Raw genomic sequence first — 23,622 nt, 5'->3', positions numbered from 1 at the left:
TAGAGGGGGCTCAGTAGCCGAGGAAGCTCAGCGGCTCGAACTGGCCCTTGAACAAGGGAACCTTGAACCAGACCTCGAACATGAAGAAAAAAAGTGCGTTCACAAGGAAGGCTGTGATCACGCTTTTGATCGGGGAAAATTTTCCCAGGATGATCATGAACAGTGCGATGTAAACGGCCGATGCAACGTAGAGGCCTAAAAACTGGACTGCCCCCACGTAAACGATGGCAGGAATCAGGACCGATAAAACGCGTTTGAGCTGTTCGCCGTCGACGAATACTTCGGTATTTTTTTCCTTGCCGAACAGGGTTTGATAAAGGGTGCCGGCGCCTGAAATGCACAGGATGATGCCGATATAAAACGGGAAGTAGCCTGAGCCGGGGCCGTCGCTGGTCCAGCCGGACCCGAGGGCCCAGCTGCCCTGGATGACTATGGCGCCCAGGATGACGATACAGGTGGCGACGATTGCTTCAACGACATAGGTCGCGACGCCCGAGCGGACTTCCGCGCCGGATTCTTGGTTTGGCTCCATGAGCAACTCCGTTGGATTGAGTGCCCTGCACCAGGGCGAACTTGATTGATTGTGGGGCTGGCGCGTGGCCAGCCCGCAGGGGAAAACCCGGCGAACGGGGCTTTCTTGATCGTTACTTCGCGATGAAGCCGGCTTCCTTCATCAGCTCGCGATGGCGCTGTTCAGCGCTGCCCAGCCATTTGCCGAACTCGTCGCCGGACATGGAGGTCTGGTTGAACGCGCCTTTTTCCATGTAGTCTTTCCACTCAGGCGTGTCGCGAATCTTCTTGAGCAGCGTGACGTAGAACTCGAGCTGGTCTTTGGACACACCGGGCGCCATGAAAATGCCGCGCAGCATGGTGTAGTCGGTGGGCACACCGGCTTCCTTGCAAGTCGGGATATCGGCCCACGACTGGGTATCGGTGACCTTGGTCTTGTAAGTCATCCGTTTGTCATCGAAGACGCAGAGGGCCCGGAGCTGGTTGGCGCGCCACTGGGCAACTGCCTCGATCGGATTGTTGACGGAAGAGTCAACGTGTTTTCCGACGAGCTGCACAGCGACTTCACCACCGCCCTTGAAGGGGACATAGATGAATTTGGTGCCGGTGGCCTGCTCAATGCCGACGGTGATAATCTGGTCTTCCTGCTTGGAGCCGGTGCCGCCCATCTTGATTTTGCTGGGGCCTGCGGTTTTCACAGCTGCCAGGTAGTCCTTGGCGGTCTTGGCGGGGTTTTCCGCATTCACCCAAAGAACGAACTGGTCCAGCGCCATCATGGACACGGGGGTCATGTCGCGCCAGTTGAAGGGAACACCGGTTGCCAGTGGCGTGGTGAAGAGGTTGGACAGCGTGATGATGATCTTGTGCGGATTGCCCGTGGCCCCTTTCACCTCGAGGAAACCCTCGGCGCCCGCGCCGCCGGACTTGTTGACGACGATCAGCGGCTCTTTCATCAGCTTGTGCTTGATGACGATACCTTGCATCAGGCGAGCCATCTGATCGGCCCCGCCACCGGTACCTGCTGGTACCACGAACTCCACCGGCTTGGTGGGCTCCCAGGCCGCGTGGGCCGGGAAAGCCGTCAGCGCCGCTGCTGCGATGGCGCATGTCCCTGCTGCAGCCACTTTATTCTTGATGCTCGCAAATCTGGTTTTCATCACGTTGTCTCCTGTATTGGGTAACTCTGTTGTTGGCTGGAATTTCTTTACTGATTCCCTAGCCGAGCATATTGCAGACGTATGGTCTTACCAAGTGGGCCAAAAACTCTTGACAGGGGTCAAGTTTGCGGGATTTTCGAGCCGCTCTAGGGTTTCTCCGGAGCCGCTTCGGCGCTGTATGGCGCGCCTAGATAGCGTATGTCCCTAGGAGGAAAGTGTGACAACGCCGTAACATGAATTTCAGCGGGCTAGCTGATGCTCCGCGTCGAGGTGCGTGACTGGAACCTCACACATGCTTTGAAAGGTAAAAACCATGAAAAACGCATTGTTCCTGGCAGTTCTGTTTTCCTGCGGTGTGACCGCCCAAGCGCAGTCGTGCGAAGGCGGGCTTTACCTTAATCCGCAAGTGATCCGGGGCGAGGGAGCCTCGCAAACCGAAAGTGCCCTGAAAGAACTCGTTGACTTTATCCGTCCCACGGGGCTGTCGGTCACGCCGGTGCTCAACATCCGGGAGACGCAGGATGTTTTGACAGCCGTCAAGAAGCCGGCTCCACCATGCTGGGTCTATGGCAACCCCGTGGTCGGTCTTGCCTCGGGCTATAAGCCGGTGGCTGTCAACATGGACCCGATCCAGTCGGCTGTACTGATTCTGGCTGACATCGGAACGGTCAAGGACGGCAAACCGGTCGAGTTGAAGACGCTCCCTCCCGCTGATCAAGCCAAAGTGCTCGCCAAGCTCAAGGCGACCAGTTGCTTTGGCATGAAAAGCGGTGTGACCACATCGCTCGTAAAAGCCGAGAATTTTTGCGGCACGGTGGTCGAAATATTGCCTCAACAAGGGCTGGGGCAAAGCTACTTGCCGACCAAAGCGGCATTTCATTGGCAAGCGGACCGGTGGGCCGGCCTGATTACCCGGCTACAGAGTGCACAGGCTGCCACCATGAAAAGCCACCACGGTACCGATGAACGCATCCATATGGCGCAACTGGTGATTGTGCCGACCGCCAACGCGAGTTGGGGCTACGGGCTGTACGTTCACCCTAGCGCTCCAGCAGATGTGACCAAAAAAGCGGCTACTCTGTTCGACTCCCTCAAGAACGCAAACCCGCTTCTGTTAAAGGCGTTGGACCTTGGGGCCAAGTTCGATTTCGACACTCCTTCGGACGCAGTGGTTGAGGCTATGAAGAAATCGTTGGCCTTTGGACCTTGAGTCGGATCGTTTTTGAGGCTTGCCGCAGGTCGCGGCAACAAGAAAAACCGTTGTGCGCCGCAGCAATTGGATGAGGCCTGATTGGCTGGCACAGTCCTGTCGGTGCCAAGCCCAAAGCCCGGCGTTACCGGGCAATCAGGCCGCGAGCTGAAGGCGCACCTGTCCGCGCTCTTCGTCCATGGTTTTTGCGAGCAGCTTGACCAGGGCATATACCGTGTCGATGTGCGGCGTTGGTGTTTGCGTAAGGCGTCCCAGTTCGACTACTGAACCCACCAGGGCGTCGATTTCCGGGGCTCGACCGGCTTCGATGTCCTGCAGCATGGATGTTTTGTGCTTGCCCACTTTCTCCGCACCGGCGATGCGCTTGTCCAGCGTGACGCGGAACTCGATGCCCAGTTTGTGCGCGACTTCCTGCGCCTCGCGCATCATGCTGGCAGCCAGTTCGCGTGTCAGCGGATATTGGCAAATGTCCACCAGTGTGGAATGGGCCAGGCTGCTGATGGGGTTGAAAGTGAGATTGCCCCAAAGCTTGAGCCAGATCTCCGATCGGATGTTGTCCAAAACGGGCGCCTTGAACCCCGCGTTGCCAAAACATTCTGAAATTCGCGTGACACGTTCGCTGATTGAGCCGTCAAGCTCGCCGACCGGAAAGCGGTCGCCTTCGATATGTTTCACGACACCTGGCGCCACAAGTTCAGAGGCCGGGTAGACGACACAGCCGATGACGCGCTGCGGAGGGATCATTTTTGACAGCGTACCGCTGGGGTCCACGCTATGGACCTGGCTTCCTTCAAACGGGCCACCATGGTTATGGAAGTACCAGTAGGGGATGCCGTTTTGCATGGTGACGACTGTGGTGTCACGCCCAAACAGCTTGGGAAGATCGTTGGCTACAGCCTCTACCTGATGTGCCTTCATGGCCAGGATCACCAGATCCTGCGGGCCGGCTTCTGTGTAGTTGTTGGTCGCCTTGACATTTTCCGCAACGTGTTCGGTGCCATCATGCATGATGAGCTTCATGCCTTTTTTGCGAATAGCATCCAGGTTGGCGCCCCGTACGATGAAGGTTACGTCCTCACCGGCCAAAGCCAATTTCACACCCACATAACCGCCGATGGCTCCGGCCCCAATGATCGCAATCTTCACACCCGTGCTCCTGGTAAAAAACGTTATTCGAACCGGTTACTGAGCCTGCCGATACCGGCAATCTCCACTTCGATCGTGCTTCCCGGTTTCATGGATCCCACGCCGATTGACGTACCGCACAGGATGATATCGCCTGCATAGAGTGTCATGTCCTGGGATATCAAGCTCACCAGCTGCTTCACTGAAAAGCGCATGTCGCTAATGGGATAGTCCTGGCGGATCTCGCCGTTGAGGATGGTTTTAACCACCAGCTTTTCCGGATCAAGGCCTGTGGCAACGACGGGGCCGAAGGGGCAGAAGGTATCCAGCCCTTTGGCGCGTACCCACTGGGCAAACGAGGCATCACGGTTCAGTATGTCGGCGACCGTCACATCGTTGGCGCAGGTGTAGCCGAACACATGATCCATTGCATCGCGCTCGGAAACCTGCTTGCAGGTTTTGCCGATGACGATGCCCAGTTCGCCTTCGAAAACAACCTTGCCATCGCATGGAGGTTTTACGATGATTCCGTTTGGATCCAGGTAGGAGTTCGGCGCCTTGATTAAGTAGAGCGGTTCGGCCGGCACGGCCAGATTGAGCTTTTGACCCAGGGCGTGGAAGTTGTTCCACATCGCGATGACCTTGCTGGGCCGTACCGGCATCAAAAGCTCGACGCTGGCCAGCGGCAACGCCCGGTCTGTGGGTGTCGCACCGGAGAACATGTTGCCCTGGCAAACCCGGATGTTCTCTCCCTCGAGAGTTCCGAAGCCGGTTGAATTGCCTTCCCTGAAACGTAGCCAACGGTTAGACATTCCGGCCCTTCACGTGTACAGCGCACTCGGCGTGAACCGGGGTGCAGGGGTGGTGTTTTTTGGCCGGCTATTGGCTGGCGTGAGTGAATGGCTGGACCAGCCGGCATAAGGAGCCGGGTTTGCCCGGCTGGCGACCATGCTGGCATGGCAGCGGGCCTTGGCCGCTTCGATGGCCTCAACCAGGAAATCTGCTTCGTAGGCTCGCAGCAGATGCGCCTGCTCGGTTTCCAGATAGGTGCGCACGGCATCGCGACCTTGGGCCTGCAATCGGGCATAAGTGGCGGCATCCCAGTGCCAGGTCAAACCGAGCTCTTCGAATGCGGCGTTGTAGGCTTGGCGGGTCTGGTCGGTCCGGTCGGCGGCGGTGTTGTCAAGCGAGGCGTTGAGCATGGAGGTCTCCTTTGATGGGTGGATGCTCTGGGGGCACTTTTCGATGCGCGATGCACCGGGCTTGAGACAACTGTAGAAAGAATAGATGATTAATGATAGTTAAAGTATTTCATATAAATGATTATCTATGAGTTATATATAAATATTGCCTGGCGCGAAGGGTTGTGGTTCACGCAGGTGGGTAAGAGTGCAGTGACTTTCCGGTGCGCCTGCGTGCGGACGCCAATCCCGAGCAAGTGAGGTCAGAAATGGAGGCTGGAGTTTTTTCGGCAGTTCCATCACGGAATGCGATCCGGCCGCACGAGACTTTTTCTTCGGCTGGACCAATAACGGGCCCAATGCCGGCTGCATGAGCGGTGCGACTTTGGGGACGGTTAACTCCCGGTGCAAACGGGCGCAACGCAAAGACGCCGGATCCCCGCTTGTGCCGCGCGTTCCGGCAACGATCACCCGGCTTGCTGGCCGATCTCGAAGTTGGCCAGTTTCTCCAGTGCACGCACCATGGCAGAGTGGTCCCAGGTTTTGCCACCGTGTGCGACGCAGGAATTGAACAGCTCCTGCGCGGTGGCCGTGTTGGGCAGCGAGATGCCGAGCAGGCGCGCGGTGGAGAGCGCCAGGTTCAAGTCCTTCTGGTGCAGCTCGATGCGAAAACCCGGACCAAACGTGCGCTTGACCATGCGTTCACCATGCACCTCCAGAATCTTCGATGACGCGAAGCCGCCCATCAAGGCTTGGCGTACACGCGCCGGGTCGGCACCGGCGCGGGCGGCAAACAGCAGCGCCTCGGCCACCGCTTCGATGTTGAGCGCCACGATGATCTGGTTGGCCACTTTGGCGGTCTGGCCGTCACCATTGTCGCCAACCAGGGTGATGTTCTTTCCCATCAATTCAAACAGCGGCTTGATGCGTTCAAACACGGCTTCCGGGCCGCCGACCATGATGGACAGCGTCGCATTTTTTGCACCGACTTCGCCGCCCGACACCGGTGCGTCGAGGTAGTCGCAGCCCAGTGTGTTGATTTTCTGCGCAAAGGTTTTGGTGGCTATGGGCGAGATGGAGCTCATGTCGACGACAACCTTGCGTTCACCTGCGTCTGCGGACGAGCCCTTCAGACCGGTTGCAACACCGCCGTCGCTAAACAGCGCAGCCTCCACGTCGGGGGTATCAGGCACCATGATGAAGATGATGTCCGCGCGCTCAGCCACGCCGCGGGCATTTACGCATTGCGTGGCGCTGCCACTGGCAATCGCGTCGGGCATCTTGCCGAGGGTATGGACAAACAGCTGGTGCCCGGCCTTGATCAGATGGCCGGCCATGGGCGTGCCCATGATGCCGAGGCCGACGAAGCCGATTTTCAGGGCGTTGGAGGTCATGTAGAAGTATTCCTTGTGAGATGGTGCGGGTCAGCTTGTCAGGCGCTGGCGCCAGCCCAGTCCTGCGTCCGTCGTGCTGGCAGGTTTGTATTCGCAGCCTATCCAGCCGCCATAGCCAAGGCGGTCCAGATGCGTGAACAAAAATGCGTAGTTGATCTCGCCGGTGCCCGGCTCGTTGCGGCCGGGGTTGTCGGCCAGCTGGATGTGAGCGATGCGTGCCAGATGTTTTTGTATCGTCGCCGCCACTTCCCCTTCCATGCGCTGCGCGTGGTAAATGTCGTACTGCACGAAGGCGTTGTTGGCGCCGACCTCGTCCAGAATGTCCAGTGCCTGTGCCGTACGGTTCAGGTAGAAGCCCGGAATGTCAAAGGTGTTGATCGGTTCGATCAGTAATTTGAGGCCGTTTTTTTTCAGTTCGCTGGCTGCATAGTGCAGGTTATCGACAAAAGTCTTGCGCAGAACGGTGTCACTGGCCCCCGCGGGTGTTTTGCCGGCCAGGCAGTTGAGTTGACCCACACCGAGCACTTGGGCATACGCGATGGCTTGGGCCACACCGGCACGGAATTCTTCCACGCGATCGGGGTGACAGGCAATACCGCGTTCGCCGGCTTCCCAATCGCCGGCGGGCAGGTTGTGCAGCACCAGCTGCAAACCATTGCCATTGAGCCTGGCCTTGATGTCAGCGGCGCTGAAGGCATAGGGGAAAAGAAACTCCACGGCCTTGAAGCCAGCTTTGGCGGCCGGTTCAAAGCGGTCGAGGAACGCATGTTCGGTATAAAGCATGCTGAGATTGGCGGAAAATTTAGGCATGGTTTCTCTGCTGGTGGGGCGTTGGGCGTTGCTGGGGGGCTTATTCGAGCAAGCCAGCCAGTTCCAGGCCTTCTCGGCCCTTGGGGTGGCGACAGTCGATGTCTTCAAACTCGTTGACCTTGTCGATCTCCGTGCCCATGGCGATGTTGGTGACCTTTTCGAGGATGACTTCCACAACCACCGGCACCCGGTATTTGCGTGCCATCACCTGTGCTTCGACCATGGCGTCATTGATCTTTTCAGGGTCGGTCACGCGCAATGACTTGCAGCCCAGGCCTTGCACTACAGCCTGGTGGTCCACACCGTAACTGCGCAGATCGCCTTCGCCTTCCGGTACGTTCTGGTTTTCAAAAGCCAGCTGGACGCAGTAGTCCATCTCAAAACCTCGCTGGGCCTGGCGGATCAGGCCCAGATAGCTGTTGTTGACCAGCACCTGCACATAGGGCAGATTGAACTGCGCGCCCACGGCCAGCTCCTCCATCAAAAACTGGAAGTCGTAGTCGCCGGACAGCCCGACAACGGTACGTGTCGGATCGGCGGCCACCACACCGAGGGCCGCGGGGATGGTCCAGCCCAGCGGACCCGCCTGGCCGCAGTTGATCCACTGGCGTGGTCCGTACACATTGAGGAACTGCGCCCCGGCAATCTGGCTCAGGCCAATGGTTGTCACGTAAATGGTGTCGCGGGGGAACACCTTGTTCATTTCCTCGTACACACGCATCGGTTTGATGGGTGTCTCGGTAAAGTGAGACTTGCGGTGCATGAGCTTTTTTCGCTCGGCACAACGGGCGGCCCAGCTGTCATAGTCGGGCAGGCTCTTGGCAGCCTTGCGTTCGCGGGCGACTTGCACCAGAAGTTCCAGCGCGGCCTTGGCGTCGCTGACAATGCCAAAGTCGGGATTGAACACCCGGCCGATTTGTGTCGGCTCGATGTCTACGTGCACAAAGGTGCGGCCTTTGCAATACACCTCGGGCGAACCGGTATGGCGATTGGCCCAGCGGTTGCCGATGCCGATGACGAAGTCGCTGGCCAGCATGGTGGCGTTGCCGTAGCGGTGGCTGGTTTGCAGCCCACACATGCCGGCCATCAGGGGATGATCGTCGGGAATGGTGCCCCAGCCCATCAGGGTGGGGATGACCGGCACACCGGTGAGCTCGGCAAACTCGACCAGCAGATCTGAAGCATCGGCGTTGATGATGCCGCCGCCGGCGACGATCAAAGGCTTGCTGGAAGCAGCAAGCATGTCGAGTGCTTTTTCGATTTGTTTGCGGCTGGCAGCCGGCTTGTAGACCGGTAGCGGCTCATAGGTGTCAATGTCGAATTCAATTTCGGCCATCTGCACATCAAAAGGCAGGTCGATCAGCACCGGGCCGGGTCGTCCCGAGCGCATCAGGTGAAAGGCTTGCTGGAAGGAGCGCGGCACCAAAGCCGGTTCGCGCACGGTCACGCTCCACTTGGTGACCGGTTTGGAAATGGACTCGATGTCGACCGCCTGAAAATCTTCCTTGTACAGACGCGCACGCGGCGCCTGGCCGGTGATGCACAAAATGGGGATGCTGTCGGCAATCGCCGAGTACAGCCCGGTGATCATGTCGGTGCCGGCCGGGCCGCTGGTGCCAATGCACACACCGATGTTTCCGGCCTTGGCGCGCGTGTAGCCTTCGGCCATGTGCGACGCGGCCTCGACGTGCCGGGCCAGGATATGCGTGATCGACTGGCGCTCACGCAGTGCGGAGTAAAACGGGTTGATGGCCGCGCCGGGCACACCAAAAGCTTGTGTGATGCCTTCTTTTTCCATCACCAGAATGGCGGCCATGGCGGCCTTCATTTTTGCCATCGAAGTCTCCTAGAGGTTGCTGATCGTTGAGACGGATGGTCGCGGCGTTGGTGGTTGCGGGGAAGCCCCATCCTGTGCATTACGCTTATTCCAAACTGGAATAAATGATTGCCTGGCCGATGTCGCCGTGGTCTACTTGTGGCCATGGACCGCATTCAAGCCATCCGGCTTTTCATTCGCGTGGTGGACCTCGGCTCTTTCAGCAAGGCGGCGGCCGACATGGGTATGGGCCAGCCGTCGGCCACCAAACTGGTGGTGCAACTGGAAAAGCAGTTGGGTTCGCGGCTGCTCCACCGCTCGACCCGCGGCGTGACGCCCACTGAGATAGGCGCGCTGTATTACGCCAAGTGCAAGCTGATTGCACATCATGTCGAAGAGGCCGAGACGGTGGCGGCGCTATTGCAGTCGCAGGTCCAGGGCGGCCTGCGAATCACTACCTCCGTAGCTTTTGGACGGCGTGTGCTGGTGCCGCTGGTCATGCGGTTCATGCAGATGCACCCCAAATTGCAAATCGAGTTGAACTTTGAAGACCGTTATGTCAACCTGGTTGAGCAGGGCATTGACGTGGCGATCCGGATGGGACCGCTCGCTGACTCGACGTTGGGGGCGCGTTACCTGGGTATCAACCCGTGGGTGGTCGTGGCCTCGCCCGAATACATCAGGAAGCGCGGTGCGCCGGCCGATCCTGCGGATCTTGTCACGCACGATGCGCTGATCTACAGCACGGTGCAAGGTGATGCGCGCTGGCATTTCAACGGAGCCGAAGGCCAAGCGTGGCAGGTCTCGGTCAGTGGGCCGCTGCGCTCGAACAATCTCTCGGCGCTGCTGGTGGCAGCGCGTGGCGGTATGGGCGTGGCGGCCTTGCCCCGGTATGTGGCGCATGAGTCAGTGCGCAGCGGCACCCTGGTGCCTCTCCTGAGCGGCTGGGTGCTGCCGTCGCAGGAAATCCATGCTGTCTATCCCTCACCCCAACTGGTGCCGGCCAAGGTCAACGGTTTTGTCGGCTGGCTGCAAGGCCAGTTCGGCGAGTCCTGGTGGGCGGACCAGAAATAGCCACAGGCGAAAGCTTGCCCCCAGGTCGACCGGCTTGCAATGAATGATTATTTATTGCTAATCCATTTGATACCATGAATTACTTGTGAGTTATGGACTAAAGGGGCCGAGATGAAGAATGCGACATTGCGCCAGCTCAAGGTGTTCGAGGCTGTGGCCCGCAACTTGAGTTTTTCGCGAGCCGCCGAAGAGCTGCACCTGACGCAGCCAGCAGTGTCCATCCAGGTCAACAAACTGGAAGACCACGCAGGCCTTCCGCTGTTTGAGCAGCTCGGCAAAAAAATTCATCTCACGCCGGCGGGCATTGAGATGCTTCATTCCAGCCGGATCATCATCCAGCAGTTCAAGGAGGTGGAGGAAGCCATGGCGCAGTTCAAGGGCATCTCCGGCGGCAAGCTGAACGTTGCGGTGATCAGCGCCGGCGACTATTTCTTTCCGCGCCTGCTCGTTGAGTTTGCACGGCGCCACTCGGGCGTGACGCTGGACTTCGGCGTCTGCAATCGCGAGGAACTCTTGAGCCAACTGACCGACAACCTGACAGATCTGGCCGTCATGGTGCGCCCGCCACTGGATATGGACACGGTGAGCGAACCTTTCGCCCCGCACCCCTATGTTGTTGTGGCAGCACCCAACCATCCGCTGGCCGCCAAAAAGCGCATTCCGCTATCGCGCCTGGCCAGCGAACCCTTTGTTGTGCGTGAAAAAGGTTCTGATACCTGGAATTCGATGGAGGAGGGTTTCGGCACGCACCTGGCCGACCTCAACATCGCGATGGAGATCAAGAGCACGGAAACCATCAAACAGGCCGTGATCGCGGGCATGGGGGTGAGTTTTCTGTCGGCGCATACCATCAGCCGCGAACTTCAGGTGGGCAGCCTGACCGTGCTCGACGTGCAGGGTTTTCCGTTGATGCTGAATTGGTATGTCGTGCACCGTCGCAACAAGCGGCTGACGCCGGTAGCGCAGGCGTTCAAGACTTTTTTGATGACGGATGGCGGGGCGTTGATCGAGCAGACAATTGGTTTTCGGCCCAAAACGGCACAGCCCCGGCGTGCTGTCACCCGCCGTTAGCACAACAAGGGTTAGCGCAGCAGGAAATAGGCTGCCAGGATATACAGCACGACGGCGAAGACTTTTTTCAGCGGCTGGATGTCCATGCGGTGCGCGGTGCGTGCGCCCAGCGGCGCCGTACAAATGCTGGCCACCGAGATGATGACCAGTCCTGGCAGGTAAAGAAAGCCGATGGAGCCGGGCGGCATTTGAGGTAGGTTCTGGCCAGCCCAGATGTAGCCCAAGGTGCCGGCCAGCGCAATCGGAAAACCAAGCGCTGCCGAGGTTCCCACGGCGTCATGGATTTTCACGTTGCACCAGGTCATGAAGGGCACCGAAACGAAGGCGCCGCCTGCGCCCACCAGCGAAGACAGCATGCCGATGACACCACCCATGCCAAAGGTGCCCAGGCGGCCGGGCAGAGTGCGGCTGGGTTTGGGTTTACGGCCCAGAAACATCTGGGTGGCTGAAAACGCCACAAAAACGGCAAACAGGATGCTGAGGATTTTTCCCGGCAAGGCCACCGCCAGTTGGGCACCAATCAATGACCCCAGCAAAATGCCGGGCGCCAGCAGCCGAACGATGGGCCATAGCACGGCCCCGCGCCGGTGGTGCGCACGCACTGATGACAACGAGGTGAAGCAGATGGTGGCCAGCGAGGTGGCGACCGCCATTTTCACGGTGTATTCCTGCGGGTAGCCCTTTGCCGTGAGGATGAAGGTGATGAACGGCACCATCAGCATCCCGCCGCCGATGCCCAGCAGGCCTGCGAGAAAACCGGTGCACAGACCCAACAGGAGAAGTTCGGCAATAAGTTGGGGTTCGAGAGACATCAGATCTGCTGTGGCACGGCGGGCTGGGCCCGCAACCGGCTATTGTTTTTGTTCGCGGCCTGGATTCCGTTCGGATCCGGGACAAGAAAAGAAAGGTGTCTGCGAGTGCCACTGGACCGTCATCCTGAACCGGGGTTCAGGTGGGCGAGGGCAGTCAGGTTTCGGGTTCGTCTGACGCGAGACGATCACACCTGCCGGACAATTTACCAAGCCCGTGCTCGAAGAGCATTGGTTCAAGGAAATATAAAGCCCAATGCGCATCGCAGACGTGTTCATTGTAGGCCTTTGCGGCTCCCGCGCGCGAAGTGGGGGAGTGATTTACCGCAGGGGTGCGGGCTTAAAGCAGGCGGCCGTCAACGCCCAAGGCTGTGTCAAGCCGCTGTAGCAAGGCTGTGAGTTGCGGATGCGTTGTTTCGCCAGCACTGGCGGTTGTTTCCGCTGTTGTCGCGGCGGGTGTGGGCGTAGCGTTTGGCGTGCGCTCGGGGAGCTCAAAGGCGAGATTGAGCGCCGCCAGAACGGCAATGCGGTCACGTGCCTTGATTTTCCCGGCATCGCGAATCCTGCACATGGCCATGTCAACACGGTTGACCGCGTCCAGCATTCGGGCGTCGCCATTTTCGGGGCAGCCCAGCAAATAGCTTTGGCCCATGATCTGCACTTCGAGCTGTTTCATGACTCGGTTCCCACGGTGTTTTTGGCGGCATGCCCGTTGGTTTCGGGCAGGCGCTCCAGCAGTGCATCCACACGGGCGCGTGCCGCGCCGAGCCGCGATTTGAGGGAGTCGCGTTCGTGCGTCAGAACGCCAACCTGCTCCACCAGGAGCTCGTTGGTACGCTGCAGCTCCTCATAGCGCAGCAGGAGCCGCTCAACGCGTTCGACGATCTGGTCGATTTGGGTTTGGTTCGACATGGCAGCTCCGATTGTAGGGTTTGCGGCCGGACATGGGGAAGGCCCGCGTAGAATCTGCCCTGTTGGTGCCCGCAGTGTGGTTCGCACGCTGCAGTTCAACGGGAAGCAGGAGGGGGTCAAAGCCATGCATCAGGTCAACCTGATTCGCTGGCGCCGAGACCTTTAACCTGCGCTGCCCCCGCAACGGTAATACGGACGAATGGGCTCCTGACGCCAAGTCAGAAGCCCATTCAGCTTTCATCACTAGCCACTGAGCGTTTTGAACACACGCTTGGGAAGGCGATGGAGGCAGTTCCGTCAGCCCGGATACCGGCCAACAAGGTGAACGCGCACGTCCATGAACTGGCATGAGCGTTTGTAACGCTCATGCACTGGCGGGGAAGCCAGTGAGGGTATTTTGTTGATTGTCTGATTCCATGAAAACCTGTGTTTTCCACACACGCCTTGCCGTGCTTCCGCTGGCTGTGGCCGCTGCCTTTCCCGCCTTGTCCCAGACTGCCCCGGCGGCCCAGGCCGGCGCGGCGCCACAACTCAAGGAAATGGTGGTAACCGCTACGCGCAGCGCCCAACCCATCGGCGATGTCATTGCTGATGTCACGGTCATTGACCGTGAAACCATAGAGCGCGCCGGCCCGGTGGGGCTGGCTGATGTTCTGGTTCGCGTGCCGGGCATACAGATCACCCGTAACGGCGGTATCGGCAGCAATACAAGCGTTTTTGTGCGTGGCGGTGAAACCCGCCACACCCCGGTTTTTGTAGACGGCGTGAGGATGGAGTCGCAGACGACGGCTGGAGCCGTCTCCTGGAACAACATTCCACTCTCGCTGATTGATCGCATTGAGATCGTGCGCGGCCCCAGCAGCGCAGTCTATGGCTCCGACGCCGTGGCCGGCGTGATCCAGATATTCACCAAGCGCGGCCAAGGCCCTTTTTCGCCTTCCGTGACGGTGGGTTACGGTTCCTACAATACCAGCCGGGTCGAGCTCGCCGCCAGCGGTTCAGCGGGCGGCTTTGACTATTCTCTGGGCTTGACGCAGGGACAAAGCGATGGCTTCAATGCCCGGACCATCCCGGCTCAAAACCCCGATGCCGACGGCTACAAAAGCCAGAGTGCCAATGCCAAGCTGGGTTTTCAAATCAATCCTGACCACCGCATTGAAGCCAATGTGTTGCAGAGCCATATGGATGCGCAGTACGACGGCGGCCTCACACGCGACTTTCGCCGTATCAGCGACCTGCAGACCCTGGGCCTGCAGTGGGAAGCCAAATGGTCTGGCCAATACAGCACCAAGCTGGCGGTCACGCAGGGTACCGACTCCGGTGAAGAAGGCCTGAATGGCTCGACCCCGCAGGTTTCTTACGACAAGAGCACCATCAGCACGTTGTTGTTCCAGAACGAATACCGCATTGGCGCGCATCTCCTGAGCGCTACACTGGAAAGCCGTCGCGATGTGTTCCGCCTGGTCGGCTCTTCGGCCGTGCCGGCTGGCATGAGCACCCTCAACGGGAACCGTTCGCTGGATGGCGTGAGCCTGGGCTACGGCTGGAGCGGCGGCGCGCACACGGTGCAGTTCAACGCCCGCCATGACACCGACAGCGAATTCGGCGGAAAGACCACCGGCTCCGCCGCCTATGCCTTTGCGCTCACGCCACAGTGGAAAGTGTCCGCATCCGCCGGCACCTCCTTTCGGGTCCCCACGCTGTACCAGCGTTTCAGCATTTACGGCACCTCGACCTTGAAGCCCGAATCCGGCCGCAGCGTGGAAATGGCGCTCAAATATAGCCAGGGGACTGCCCAGTACGGTGTCACCGCTTATCGCAACCGCCTGACCAACCTGCTGAGCTTCGTCACGGGCAACGGTCCCTGCATCAATGGCGGCCCGCCGACGGTGCTGAGCAATCGTGGCTGCTATGCCAACACGGCGCAGGCCCAGTACACAGGGCTGACATTCACGGCTGCCGAGACGCTGGGCAATGTTCACATCCACGGCTCGCTGGATCTGCAGAATCCCAAGAACCTGGTTACCAACCGAACCCTGCAGCGCCGCTCCCGCCAATACGGCACGCTGGGCGCCGAGATGCCGGTGGGCGGCTGGCAACTGGCGACGGACCTTGTGATGGCTTTGCACACCTTCGACAGCGACGCCAGCAACGTGGTGCTGCCGGGCTACTCGCTCGTGAACCTGAGCGCCACGACGGCGCTGTCGCGCGACTGGAAACTGGTCGCCAAGCTGGACAATGTGACCGACAAGGCCTACCAGACTGCCGGTACTTACGCCAATGGCCGGCGCTCTGTGTACGTCGGCCTGACCTGGGCACCCCAGTAAGCCTCATCCACACCAGCCATGCAAACCTCCGTCCGTTGCCCTGCCATCCTCATCGCCGCTCCGGCTTCCGGCCAGGGCAAGACGACGGTGACCTGCGCGCTGGCGCGCCTGCATGCGCGGCAGGGCCGCCGGGTTCGGGTTTTCAAGTGCGGGCCGGATTTTCTGGACCCGTGCTGGCACGCCCTGGCCAGCGGCACGCCGGTGTACCAGATGGATCTGTGGATGACGGGCGAGGACGATTGCCGCGCGCGCCTGCATGCGGCGGCACTGGAGGCCGACCTTATCATTGTGGAAGGCGTGATGGGCCTGTTTGACGGTGAACCCAGCGCGGCCGACCTGGCACAACGCTTTGGCTTGCCGGTGCTGGCGGTGGTGGATGCATCGGGCATGGTGGCAACCTTCGGCGCGCTGGCCTTTGGCTTGCAGCACTATCGCCCCGACATGCCATGGGCCGGCGTGCTGGCCAACCGCGTGGCCAATGCGCGGCATGCGGGCATGCTGCAGGCCAGTGTGGCACCGGACCAATGGTTGGGGGCAGTGCTGCGCAATCCCGCCATGAGCCTGCCCAAGCGCCACCTGGGGCTGACCGTCGCGACCGAAGTGGCAGATGCCATGGAAAGGCTGGACGCCGCAGCCGATACGCTGGCCACCACGCCGCTGGGTCAGATGACCCTGGACGACTTGCAGCGATGGGCGGTGGACTTCGCGGCGCCGGAAGCCTCTGCGCCCATTGCTCCCATGTTGAAAGGCAAAACCATCGCTGTTGCGCGCGACGCCGCTTTCTGTTTTATCTACGCCGCCAACCTCGATACCCTGCGCGCGCTGGGTGCTGAGCTGGTGTTCTTTTCGCCATTGGCTGACGCGGCTGTACCGGCCTGCGACGCGATGTGGATTCCTGGTGGTTACCCCGAACTGCACGCAGAGACAATTGCGGCAAACACCGCGCTACGCACCAGCCTGGCCGCACACATTTCCGCAGGCAAACCTGTATGGGCCGAGTGCGGCGGCATGATGGCCCTGTTTGAGACGCTGGTCACACTGGATGGCAAACGCCATGTGCAATGGGGTGTGCTACCTGGCGAAGTGACCATGCAAAAGCTGCTGGCCGGCCTGGGCCCGCAGCAGCTGGCCCTGGAAAGCGGCACCTTGCGCGGCCACACTTTCCATTACTCGACCACGGCCACGCCGTTACAGGCCGCGGCACGCACCTCGCGGCCGGGCACCGCGCCCGCGCCGGACGTGGGCGAGGCCGTGTGGCAGCATGGTGCGGTGCGCGCCAGTTACTTTCATGCCTGGTTTCCATCCTGCCCCGAAGCGGTGGCAGCGCTATTCACCACATCTGTAGAGGTGACTGCATGACGGACTTGCTGCACTACCAGCCCGGCCCGCAGCGCATCGTCTGCCTGACCGAGGAAACCACCGAATGGCTCTACCTGCTGGACCAGCAGCAGCGCATTGTGGGCATCTCGGGCTACACCGTGCGGCCCAAACGCGCGCGCGACGAGAAGCCGCGCGTCAGCGCCTTTCTGAGCGCGAAGATCGAGAAGATCATGGAACTGCAGCCCGACTGCGTGCTGGGCTTTTCGGATCTGCAGGCCGACATTGCTTCGGACCTGGTCAAGCGCGGTGTGCAGGTCACCATCTTCAACCAGCGCAGCGTGGCCGAAATTTTCTCCATGCTGTTCCAGCTGGCCGCCATGGTGGGCGAGGCAGAGCAGGGTGCGCAGCGCATTGCACAGATGCAGGCCGATTTGCGTGCCATGCAGGCGGCCGTCGCGGCCAGGGTCGCCAAGGGTGCGCGCCGCCCCAAGGTGTATTTTGAAGAATGGGACAGCCCGCACATCAGCGCGATCCGCTGGGTGTCGGAGCTCATCGGCATCGCGGGAGGTGACGATTGCTTTCCTGAGCTCGCCGCCGAATCGCTGGGCAAGAACCGCATCATTGCCGACGGGGCCGAGATCGTCCGCCGTAACCCGGATCTCATACTGGGCTCCTGGTGCGGCAAGAAATTCCGGCCGGAGAACGTGGTGGCACGCGAGGGTTGGGGTGCGGTGAATGCGGTGCGTCACAACCAGCTGTTTGAAATCAAGTCGCCCGACATACTGCAGCCCGGCCCCGCTGCGCTGACCGACGGCGTGGCCAGGATGCACCAGATCATCCTGCAGTGGATGGACGCTGAACAAGCCGGAGCGTTCCGATCATGAGCGCTATGACGATTGCCAAAAGCGAACTGATTCTGGGCGGCCAGAAAAGTGGCAAGTCACGCCGTGCCGAACTGCTGGCGCGCCAGTGGCTGGACCAGCGACTGGGCCACCGCGCCGTGCTGATTGCCACCGCACAGCCTTGGGACGAGGAGATGCGCCAGCGCATCGCCCGCCACCAGGCGGATCGCGCCGAGCGCGTGCCCGGCATGACCACGGTGGAAGAGCCGTTGGCACTGGCGGAGGCGATTCAAAAACACAGCCAGCCCGACACCTTGGTAGTGGTGGACTGTCTGACGCTGTGGCTCACCAACCGGTTGATGCCCGTGGATTTTGAACAAAATAAGCCTCTAGCCCCCATGGACAGTGCGCCAGCCGCTTCTCTTTTGATAGCAATTACCCAGGCCCCTGGCCCGGTGGTGCTGGTGGGCAACGAGATTGGGTTGGGCGTAATTCCCATGGGGCGCGAGGTTCGCGCCTTTGTGGATGCCTTGGGCAAACTGAACCAGGATGTGGCCGCTGCGTGCCAGCGCGTGACGCTGATGGCGGCAGGCTTGCCACTGACTTTGAAGGATGCGGGATGAAGATGGACATCCGCCGCTTTCTTTGCCCCTTTCTGTTGCACAGACGCGGGGTGGCAGAGCGTTTTGCTCCGTGTCCCCCGCCCGCGTTGCGGGCTCCTCCTTTACCTGCGCAAAACGCTCTGCCACCCCGCGTCTCGGTGATGCTCGTTTTTGCGTTTGCCTTTACCTTTGGTCTGGCGGGTGTCGCTCGTGCCTTGCAGGTCACCGATGACCGAGGGGTCACCGTCACCTTCCCCGCCGCGCCGCAGCGCATTGTGAGCCTGTTGCCGTCGTTGACCGAAACCGTGTGCGAGCTGGGCCAATGCCAGCGCCTGGTGGGGGTAGACCGCTATTCCAACTTCCCGGCCAGCGTGCAAAAACTGCCCCAAGTTGGCGGCGGGCTGGACCCCAACATCGAGATGATCGTCTCTCTCAAGCCCGATGTGGTGCTGATGGCCACCTCGTCGCGCGCGGGCGAGCGGCTGCAGGCGTTGGGCATCAAGGTGGTGGCGCTGGAGCCGCGAAGCCATGCCGACGTGCAGCGCGTGATGCTCAAGCTCGGCCAGTTGCTGGAGGTGCGTGATGCCGCACGCATCTGGCGCGCGATTGATGCCGGTGTCTCGGCTGCAGCCCAGTCGTTGCCGACCAGCGTGCGCAATGTGAAGATCTACTTCGAAGTGAACCAGGGGCCGTATGCAGCGGGCGAGTCGTCCTTTATTGGCGAAACGCTCACACGCCTGGGTGCCAAAAACATCGTGCCTGCCAAGCTCGGGCCGTTCCCCAAGCTCAACCCCGAATACATCGTCCGCGCCAACCCTGACCTGATCATGATCGGCCAGCGCAGCGCCGGCGGTTTGACGGTGCGGCCCGGCTGGCAAAGCATCCGCGCACTGCGCGAGCAGCGGGTCTGCATTTTCCCACCCGACGAGGCCGACATGCTGGTGCGTCCCGGCCCGCGCATGGCTGAAGGTGCGCGCCTGATGGCCCAATGTCTGCTGAAAAATGCGCCCGCCCCGGGAGCCAAACCATGATGCAAACCCGCGTTTTCTGGCTGGTCTGGGCCGGTGTGCTGGGAGCATTGGCTTTGGTGGCGTTGGGTATCTGTGTCGGCAGCGCCGGACTGGAGAACCTGATTCGTCCGCTGCTCAACCCCGCACAGGACCCGCAGCAAACCGCCATGGCACAGCAAATCATTTGGCAGATCCGCCTGCCGCGCACCTTGGGCGCCTGGGCCGCCGGCGCCTTGCTGGGCCTGGCCGGTGCCGTAGCCCAGGGCCTGTTTCGCAACCCCCTGGCTGACCCGTATTTGCTGGGCAGCGCCTCGGGTGCCTCGCTGGGCGTGGCGCTGGCATTGGCCGCTTTGGGTGGGGGCGCCGGCATGTTGGGCGGCAGCATGATGAGCGGCGGTATGGCCGTCAGTGTGTTCTCCAGCAGCTTGTGGGTGCGTCTGGGGTTGACCGGTGCGGCGTTTCTGGGCGCCGTGTTTGCGGTGATGCTCACGCTGGTGCTGTCGCGCGGTGTGGGCCACACGCTGCGCCTGCTGCTGGCCGGTGTGGTGGTGGGCGTTGTGCTGGGTGCCATGACGCACCTGGTGCTGCTGTTCTCACCCGAATCGTTGCAGGCCATGCAGGCCTTCATGCTGGGCTCCACGGCCTTTGTGGGCTGGACGTCGTGCGTGCTCATGGCCAGTGTCTGGGGCGTGTGCGTGCTGGCGGCATGGCTGCTGGCGCGCGTCCTTGATGGTTTGAGTTTGGGTGACGCTACGGCGATCAGCCTGGGCCTGCCGGTGGCGCCTATGCGCGCGGCGCTGGTGGCGGTACTGGCGCTGGCTACGGGCACCGCGGTGGCTCAAACCGGGTTGATCGCTTTTGTAGGCCTGGCCGCACCGCACCTGGTGCGCTCGGTGGTCAAGACCACGCACGCGCACCTGATGCTGCTCTCCAGCCTTATGGGCGGCGTGTTGCTGATGGCGGCCGACACGTTGGCACGCTGGCTGATCGCGCCGCAGGAGCTGCCCGTGGGCATGCTCACCGCGGTGCTGGGCGGCGGCTATTTGTTGTGGCTGATGCACCGCAGCAGCAGCCTGGGCGGAGGCCGTGCAGCATGAGAAACGCTATGAATTCAATAGCTATCGGCGCAGACTCTATAAGGGCCAGCCTCGGAAATGGCTTGCAAAAGCAACACGTACTGCACGGCATCAGCCTGGACATTGCTGCGGGTCGGTGGACCAGCATCGTCGGCCCCAACGGCGCAGGCAAGTCCACCTTGCTCAGGGCGCTGGCCGGTGTGCTGCCACACAGTGGTAGCGTCTCGTTGTTGGGCCGGCCCATGCAAAACCTGCCGCACCGCGAACGCGCCCGCCAGCTGGCCTGGCTGGGCCAGAACGAAACCTCGGCCGATGACCTGACGGTGTGGGACGTGGCCATGCTGGGCCGCTTGCCGCACCAGGCCTGGCTGGCCCCGCCCAGCGTCGCCGACCGTGCAGCGGTGGAGCAGGCCCTGCGCGCCACCCGTGCCTGGGACTGGCGCGAGCGCGCCTTGGGGCAACTGTCGGGCGGCGAGCGCCAGCGCGTGCTGCTGGCGCGCGCCCTGGCGGTGCAGGCCCAGGTGCTGCTGATGGACGAGCCGCTGGCCAACCTCGACCCGCCGCACCAGGCCGACTGGCTGGACGTGGTGCGTGCGCTGGTGGCCGAAGGAAAAACCGTGGTCAGCGTTCTGCATGAGATCACCATGGCATTGCAAGCCGACACCATGGTCGTGATGGCTGAAGGCCGCATCACCCACCAAGGCGCCTGCGCCGATCTGGCCACACACCGCGCACTGGAAGACGTATTTGACGGACGCCTTGCTGTTCATCCCTTGCAAGGGCAGTGGATTGCGCTGCCCAAAGTCAACCATCCTGCAAAGAGAGCTCCCATGCAAATTGAAACCCCACCCGTCGATTACGAACGTGTCGTTCCCACGGCCGAGCGCCGCGGCCTGATCATGATCAATACCGGCCACGGCAAAGGCAAGAGCACGGCCGCCTTTGGCCTGGCCTTGCGTGCCCATGGCCGGGGCAAGGCTGTCAAGGTCTACCAGTTCATGAAGGTGCCTACGGCGCGCTTTGGTGAGCACCGCTTGTTTGAGCAACTGGGCATTCCCATCGAAGGCCTGGGCGACGGCTTCAGCTGGAAGAGTCGCGACCTGGACCACTCGGCCCAGTTGGCACTCGACGGCTGGGCCAAGGCCGAGGCCACGATACGCGCGGGAGAACACTTCATGGTGGTGCTCGACGAAATCATGTACCCGCTGCGCTACGGCTGGATTCCGCTGGAGACCATCCTCACCTGCCTGCGCGAGCGCCCACCGCATGTGCACGTGGTGTTGACGGGCCGCAATGCGCCGGGCGAGCTGGTGGACCTGGCGGATACGGTGACGGAGATGACTTTGATCAAGCACCACTTTAAAGCCGGCGTTCCCGCCCAACGCGGCATTGAGGACTAGAGTTTTGCGTTTCCTTTTCATTGCTTGTGGATTGGCTTTGTGGCTGTTCTCCAGCCTGGCCGCAGCGCAGGGCGCACAACCCGTCTCGCGCATCGTCACGCTCGCGCCTTCGCTGACCGAGGCGGTGTGTGCGTTGGGCCGCTGCGCGCAGCTGGTGGGCACTGATCGCCACTCCACCTGGCCCGTTTCGGTACTGGCGCTGCCCAAGGTGGGAGGGCTGGAAGACGCGCAGGTCGAGCGCATTGTGACCTTGCGTCCCAATCTGGTCTTGCTGGGTCCGCGCAGCCGCGCGGGGGAACGCCTGCAGGCGCTGGGCGTGCCGGTGATGATGCTGGATGCCCGCACCCATTCGGATCTGAAACGCATGCTGGTGAAGTTGGGCGACACCTTGGGTGAACCGGCCCGCGCCACCGAACTGATAGCCCATATCGACACCGAACTCGACATCGCCGCGGGCCGCATGCCTGCCGCGTTGCGCGGGCGCACCGTGTATGTGGAGGTGGGCGCAGGATCGTCTGCAGCCAGCGAGAAGAGCTTTATTGGTGAGACCGTGGCCAGGCTGGGCCTGGTCAATGTGGTGAGCGGCGATCTGGGCCTGTTCCCCCGGATCAATCCCGAGCTGCTGCTGCGCCGCCCGCCCGACATCATCATTGGCCCGCGCGCCACGCTGGCCAATCTGTCAGACCGCCCCGGCTGGAGTGCACTGCCGGCAGTGCGCCAGCAGCAGCTGTGCCTGCTGGATACCGAACGCATGGACCTGTTGTCACGCCCTGGCCCTCGCCTGGGCGAGGCCGCCCAGATGCTGGTGGAGTGCCTCAAGGCCCTGCCTCCCCGTGACGCGCCCCGTTAATTTTCTTTACCCGAGAGACTCTTATGCAAACCCGAAAAATCCCCGCCACCATCGTCACCGGCTTTCTGGGCAGCGGCAAGACCACGCTGCTCCGCCACCTGTTGGCCAACGCGCAAGGCCGCCGCATCGCGGTCATCGTCAACGAGTTTGGCGAACTCGGCATCGACGGCGAACTGCTGCGCGGCTGCGGCATAGGCTGCGACGAGAACGGTGAAGAAAACGGGCAGCTGTATGAGTTGGCCAACGGCTGCCTGTGCTGCACGGTGCAGGAAGAGTTCGCGCCCGTGATGGAGCAGTTGGCCAAGCGCCGTGACCAGATCGACCACCTGATCATCGAAACTTCGGGCCTGGCGCTGCCCAAGCCGCTGGTGCAGGCCTTCCAGTGGCCCGCCCTGCGCAACACCTTCACCGTGGATGCCGTAGTGACCGTGGTGGACGCACCAGCGGTGGCGGCCGGCGACTTTGCCGACGACCCTGTGGCCGTGGACGCCCAGCGCCGCGCCGACGACAACCTGGACCATGACTCGCCCTTGCACGAGCTGTTTGAAGACCAGTTGGCAACGGCCGACCTGGTGATCGTGCACAAGACGGATGGTCTGACGGCCGAAGAATTGGTGGGTGTGGAAGCCGCCATCCGCGCCGAGACCTTGCCCGGCGTGAAGCTGGTGCATGCCCAACATGGCCGCATCGATATCGGCGTGCTGCTGGGCCTGGAGCGCGCAGTGGAAGACCAGATCGACCAGCGCAAGACCCACCACGACGAGGAAGAAGACCACGACCACGACGCCTTTGACTCGGTGCAGGTGGCGCTGGACGTGACCGGCCGCGAAGCATTGCTGGCTGCGTTGCGCGATGTGGTGGGGCGCCACGAGATTTACCGCGTCAAGGGTTTTGTGGCCTTGCCCGGCGTGGCCATGCGCCTGGTGGTGCAGGGCGTGGGTACGCGCTTTGACAGCTACTTCGATCGCCCCTGGCGTGCGGATGAAGTGCGCCAGTCGCGCCTGGTGCTGATTGGTTCCGAGCTCAATGCGGCTGTGTTGCAGGCTGAGTTGAGTGCGACGCTGGCGGCACCCGTCGCGGCTTGAATCCAAATGCACGCTGAAGCTTTAGTTTTGTGGCGGGCACA

23 protein-coding genes, 1 pseudogene and 1 riboswitch are annotated in these 23,622 nt (G+C 61.3%); of the genes and pseudogenes, 13 read left to right on the top strand and 11 right to left on the bottom strand.

The annotated features are described in order from the left end of the window. Nucleotides 1-10: 10 nt before the first annotated feature. Both AC1DVV_RS08950 and AC1DVV_RS08945 read right to left on the bottom strand, forming a co-directional pair. The gene (locus tag AC1DVV_RS08950) at nt 11-532 is read right to left on the bottom strand and encodes a tripartite tricarboxylate transporter TctB family protein (protein WP_457280482.1); all 522 of its coding nucleotides are present in this window, start codon (nt 530-532) and stop codon (nt 11-13) included. Between the two features lie 112 nt (nt 533-644). After that, a complete protein-coding gene (locus AC1DVV_RS08945) occupies nt 645-1,667 on the bottom strand; it encodes a Bug family tripartite tricarboxylate transporter substrate binding protein (protein WP_457280483.1) in 1,023 nt (340 codons plus the stop codon). A gap of 313 nt (nt 1,668-1,980) precedes the next feature. Here AC1DVV_RS08945 and AC1DVV_RS08940 point away from each other — a divergent pair, with 313 nt between their 5' ends. Then, complete coding sequence (locus AC1DVV_RS08940; protein WP_457280484.1) at nt 1,981-2,877, top strand: hypothetical protein; 897 nt, start codon at nt 1,981-1,983, stop codon at nt 2,875-2,877. A gap of 135 nt (nt 2,878-3,012) precedes the next feature. Here the strand turns inward: AC1DVV_RS08940 and AC1DVV_RS08935 are convergent, their stop codons facing one another. From AC1DVV_RS08935 to gcl, 6 genes are all read right to left on the bottom strand, one after another. Continuing rightward, the gene (locus AC1DVV_RS08935) at nt 3,013-4,023 is read right to left on the bottom strand and encodes a 2-dehydropantoate 2-reductase (protein ID WP_457280485.1); all 1,011 of its coding nucleotides are present in this window, start codon (nt 4,021-4,023) and stop codon (nt 3,013-3,015) included. 23 nt (nt 4,024-4,046) lie between these two features. Further along, nucleotides 4,047-4,814, bottom strand: coding sequence for a fumarylacetoacetate hydrolase family protein (locus AC1DVV_RS08930; protein WP_477665804.1), 768 nt, complete (start codon nt 4,812-4,814; stop codon nt 4,047-4,049). 9 nt (nt 4,815-4,823) lie between these two features. Then, the gene (locus tag AC1DVV_RS08925) at nt 4,824-5,204 is read right to left on the bottom strand and encodes an HAD family hydrolase (protein ID WP_477702180.1); all 381 of its coding nucleotides are present in this window, start codon (nt 5,202-5,204) and stop codon (nt 4,824-4,826) included. Between the two features lie 446 nt (nt 5,205-5,650). Next, nucleotides 5,651-6,577 carry a 2-hydroxy-3-oxopropionate reductase gene (gene glxR / locus AC1DVV_RS08920; protein WP_457280488.1) on the bottom strand — a complete coding sequence of 309 codons (927 nt, stop codon included), beginning with the start codon at nt 6,575-6,577 and terminating at the stop codon, nt 5,651-5,653. A gap of 30 nt (nt 6,578-6,607) precedes the next feature. Further along, nucleotides 6,608-7,387 carry a hydroxypyruvate isomerase gene (gene hyi / locus AC1DVV_RS08915; RefSeq protein WP_457280489.1) on the bottom strand — a complete coding sequence of 260 codons (780 nt, stop codon included), beginning with the start codon at nt 7,385-7,387 and terminating at the stop codon, nt 6,608-6,610. 40 nt (nt 7,388-7,427) lie between these two features. Further along, nucleotides 7,428-9,224: a glyoxylate carboligase gene (gene gcl, locus AC1DVV_RS08910; RefSeq protein WP_477665806.1), complete on the bottom strand. Its 1,797-nt coding sequence runs from the start codon at nt 9,222-9,224 to the stop codon at nt 7,428-7,430. A 144-nt stretch (nt 9,225-9,368) separates the two neighbouring features. On the opposite strand from gcl, the gene AC1DVV_RS08905 reads away from it, so the two are divergent. Both AC1DVV_RS08905 and AC1DVV_RS08900 read left to right on the top strand, forming a co-directional pair. Beyond that, nucleotides 9,369-10,277 (top strand): LysR family transcriptional regulator, encoded by a 909-nt coding sequence (locus AC1DVV_RS08905; RefSeq protein ID WP_477665807.1) that lies wholly within the window; start codon nt 9,369-9,371, stop codon nt 10,275-10,277. 111 nt (nt 10,278-10,388) lie between these two features. After that, nucleotides 10,389-11,348 (top strand): LysR family transcriptional regulator, encoded by a 960-nt coding sequence (locus AC1DVV_RS08900; RefSeq protein ID WP_457280492.1) that lies wholly within the window; start codon nt 10,389-10,391, stop codon nt 11,346-11,348. An 11-nt stretch (nt 11,349-11,359) separates the two neighbouring features. On the opposite strand, the gene AC1DVV_RS08895 is transcribed toward AC1DVV_RS08900, so the two are convergent. From AC1DVV_RS08895 to AC1DVV_RS08885, 3 genes are all read right to left on the bottom strand, one after another. Continuing rightward, a complete protein-coding gene (locus AC1DVV_RS08895) occupies nt 11,360-12,160 on the bottom strand; it encodes a sulfite exporter TauE/SafE family protein (protein WP_457280493.1) in 801 nt (266 codons plus the stop codon). Between the two features lie 337 nt (nt 12,161-12,497). Continuing rightward, nucleotides 12,498-12,833, bottom strand: coding sequence for a cell division protein ZapA (locus AC1DVV_RS08890; RefSeq protein WP_457280494.1), 336 nt, complete (start codon nt 12,831-12,833; stop codon nt 12,498-12,500). Next, the gene (locus tag AC1DVV_RS08885) at nt 12,830-13,069 is read right to left on the bottom strand and encodes a DUF904 domain-containing protein (RefSeq protein WP_457280495.1); all 240 of its coding nucleotides are present in this window, start codon (nt 13,067-13,069) and stop codon (nt 12,830-12,832) included. The genes AC1DVV_RS08890 and AC1DVV_RS08885 overlap by 4 nt, the downstream gene beginning before the upstream one ends. A 46-nt stretch (nt 13,070-13,115) precedes the next feature. Beyond that, nucleotides 13,116-13,401: riboswitch (cobalamin riboswitch) on the top strand. A gap of 84 nt (nt 13,402-13,485) precedes the next feature. On the opposite strand from AC1DVV_RS08885, the gene AC1DVV_RS08880 reads away from it, so the two are divergent. The 10 genes and pseudogenes from AC1DVV_RS08880 to cobW all read left to right on the top strand — a co-directional run bounded on the left by AC1DVV_RS08880 (nt 13,486) and on the right by cobW (nt 23,581). Next, complete coding sequence (locus tag AC1DVV_RS08880) at nt 13,486-15,396, top strand: TonB-dependent receptor domain-containing protein (RefSeq protein ID WP_477702179.1); 1,911 nt, start codon at nt 13,486-13,488, stop codon at nt 15,394-15,396. 18 nt (nt 15,397-15,414) lie between these two features. Then, nucleotides 15,415-16,755 (top strand): cobyrinate a,c-diamide synthase, encoded by a 1,341-nt coding sequence (locus AC1DVV_RS08875; protein WP_477689409.1) that lies wholly within the window; start codon nt 15,415-15,417, stop codon nt 16,753-16,755. After that, nucleotides 16,752-17,600, top strand: a complete 849-nt coding sequence (locus AC1DVV_RS08870; RefSeq protein WP_457280498.1) for an ABC transporter substrate-binding protein — start codon at nt 16,752-16,754, stop codon at nt 17,598-17,600. The genes AC1DVV_RS08875 and AC1DVV_RS08870 overlap by 4 nt, the downstream gene beginning before the upstream one ends. Continuing rightward, nucleotides 17,597-18,181, top strand: coding sequence for a bifunctional adenosylcobinamide kinase/adenosylcobinamide-phosphate guanylyltransferase (gene cobU, locus AC1DVV_RS08865; RefSeq protein ID WP_477665810.1), 585 nt, complete (start codon nt 17,597-17,599; stop codon nt 18,179-18,181). The genes AC1DVV_RS08870 and cobU overlap by 4 nt, the downstream gene beginning before the upstream one ends. Before the next feature lie 140 nt (nt 18,182-18,321). Next, nucleotides 18,322-19,191 (top strand): ABC transporter substrate-binding protein, encoded by an 870-nt coding sequence (locus AC1DVV_RS08860; RefSeq protein WP_477665811.1) that lies wholly within the window; start codon nt 18,322-18,324, stop codon nt 19,189-19,191. Next, nucleotides 19,188-20,267 carry a FecCD family ABC transporter permease gene (locus tag AC1DVV_RS08855; protein ID WP_477665812.1) on the top strand — a complete coding sequence of 360 codons (1,080 nt, stop codon included), beginning with the start codon at nt 19,188-19,190 and terminating at the stop codon, nt 20,265-20,267. Before AC1DVV_RS08860 ends, AC1DVV_RS08855 begins: the two co-directional genes overlap by 4 nt. 92 nt (nt 20,268-20,359) lie before the next feature. After that, nucleotides 20,360-20,782 (top strand): annotated as a pseudogene (locus AC1DVV_RS08850) (ABC transporter ATP-binding protein); the annotation flags it as partial. Between the two features lie 294 nt (nt 20,783-21,076). Beyond that, a complete protein-coding gene (cobO, locus tag AC1DVV_RS08845; RefSeq protein WP_457280977.1) occupies nt 21,077-21,646 on the top strand; it encodes a cob(I)yrinic acid a,c-diamide adenosyltransferase in 570 nt (189 codons plus the stop codon). A 4-nt stretch (nt 21,647-21,650) separates the two neighbouring features. Beyond that, nucleotides 21,651-22,496 (top strand): ABC transporter substrate-binding protein, encoded by an 846-nt coding sequence (locus AC1DVV_RS08840; protein ID WP_477702178.1) that lies wholly within the window; start codon nt 21,651-21,653, stop codon nt 22,494-22,496. 23 nt (nt 22,497-22,519) lie between these two features. Then, nucleotides 22,520-23,581: a cobalamin biosynthesis protein CobW gene (gene cobW / locus AC1DVV_RS08835; RefSeq protein WP_477702177.1), complete on the top strand. Its 1,062-nt coding sequence runs from the start codon at nt 22,520-22,522 to the stop codon at nt 23,579-23,581. Nucleotides 23,582-23,622: the final 41 nt, after the last annotated feature.

It is taken from the genome of Polaromonas sp. P3_B4, from assembly GCF_056402835.1.
This window is presented reverse-complemented; position numbering and strand designations above follow the sequence as displayed.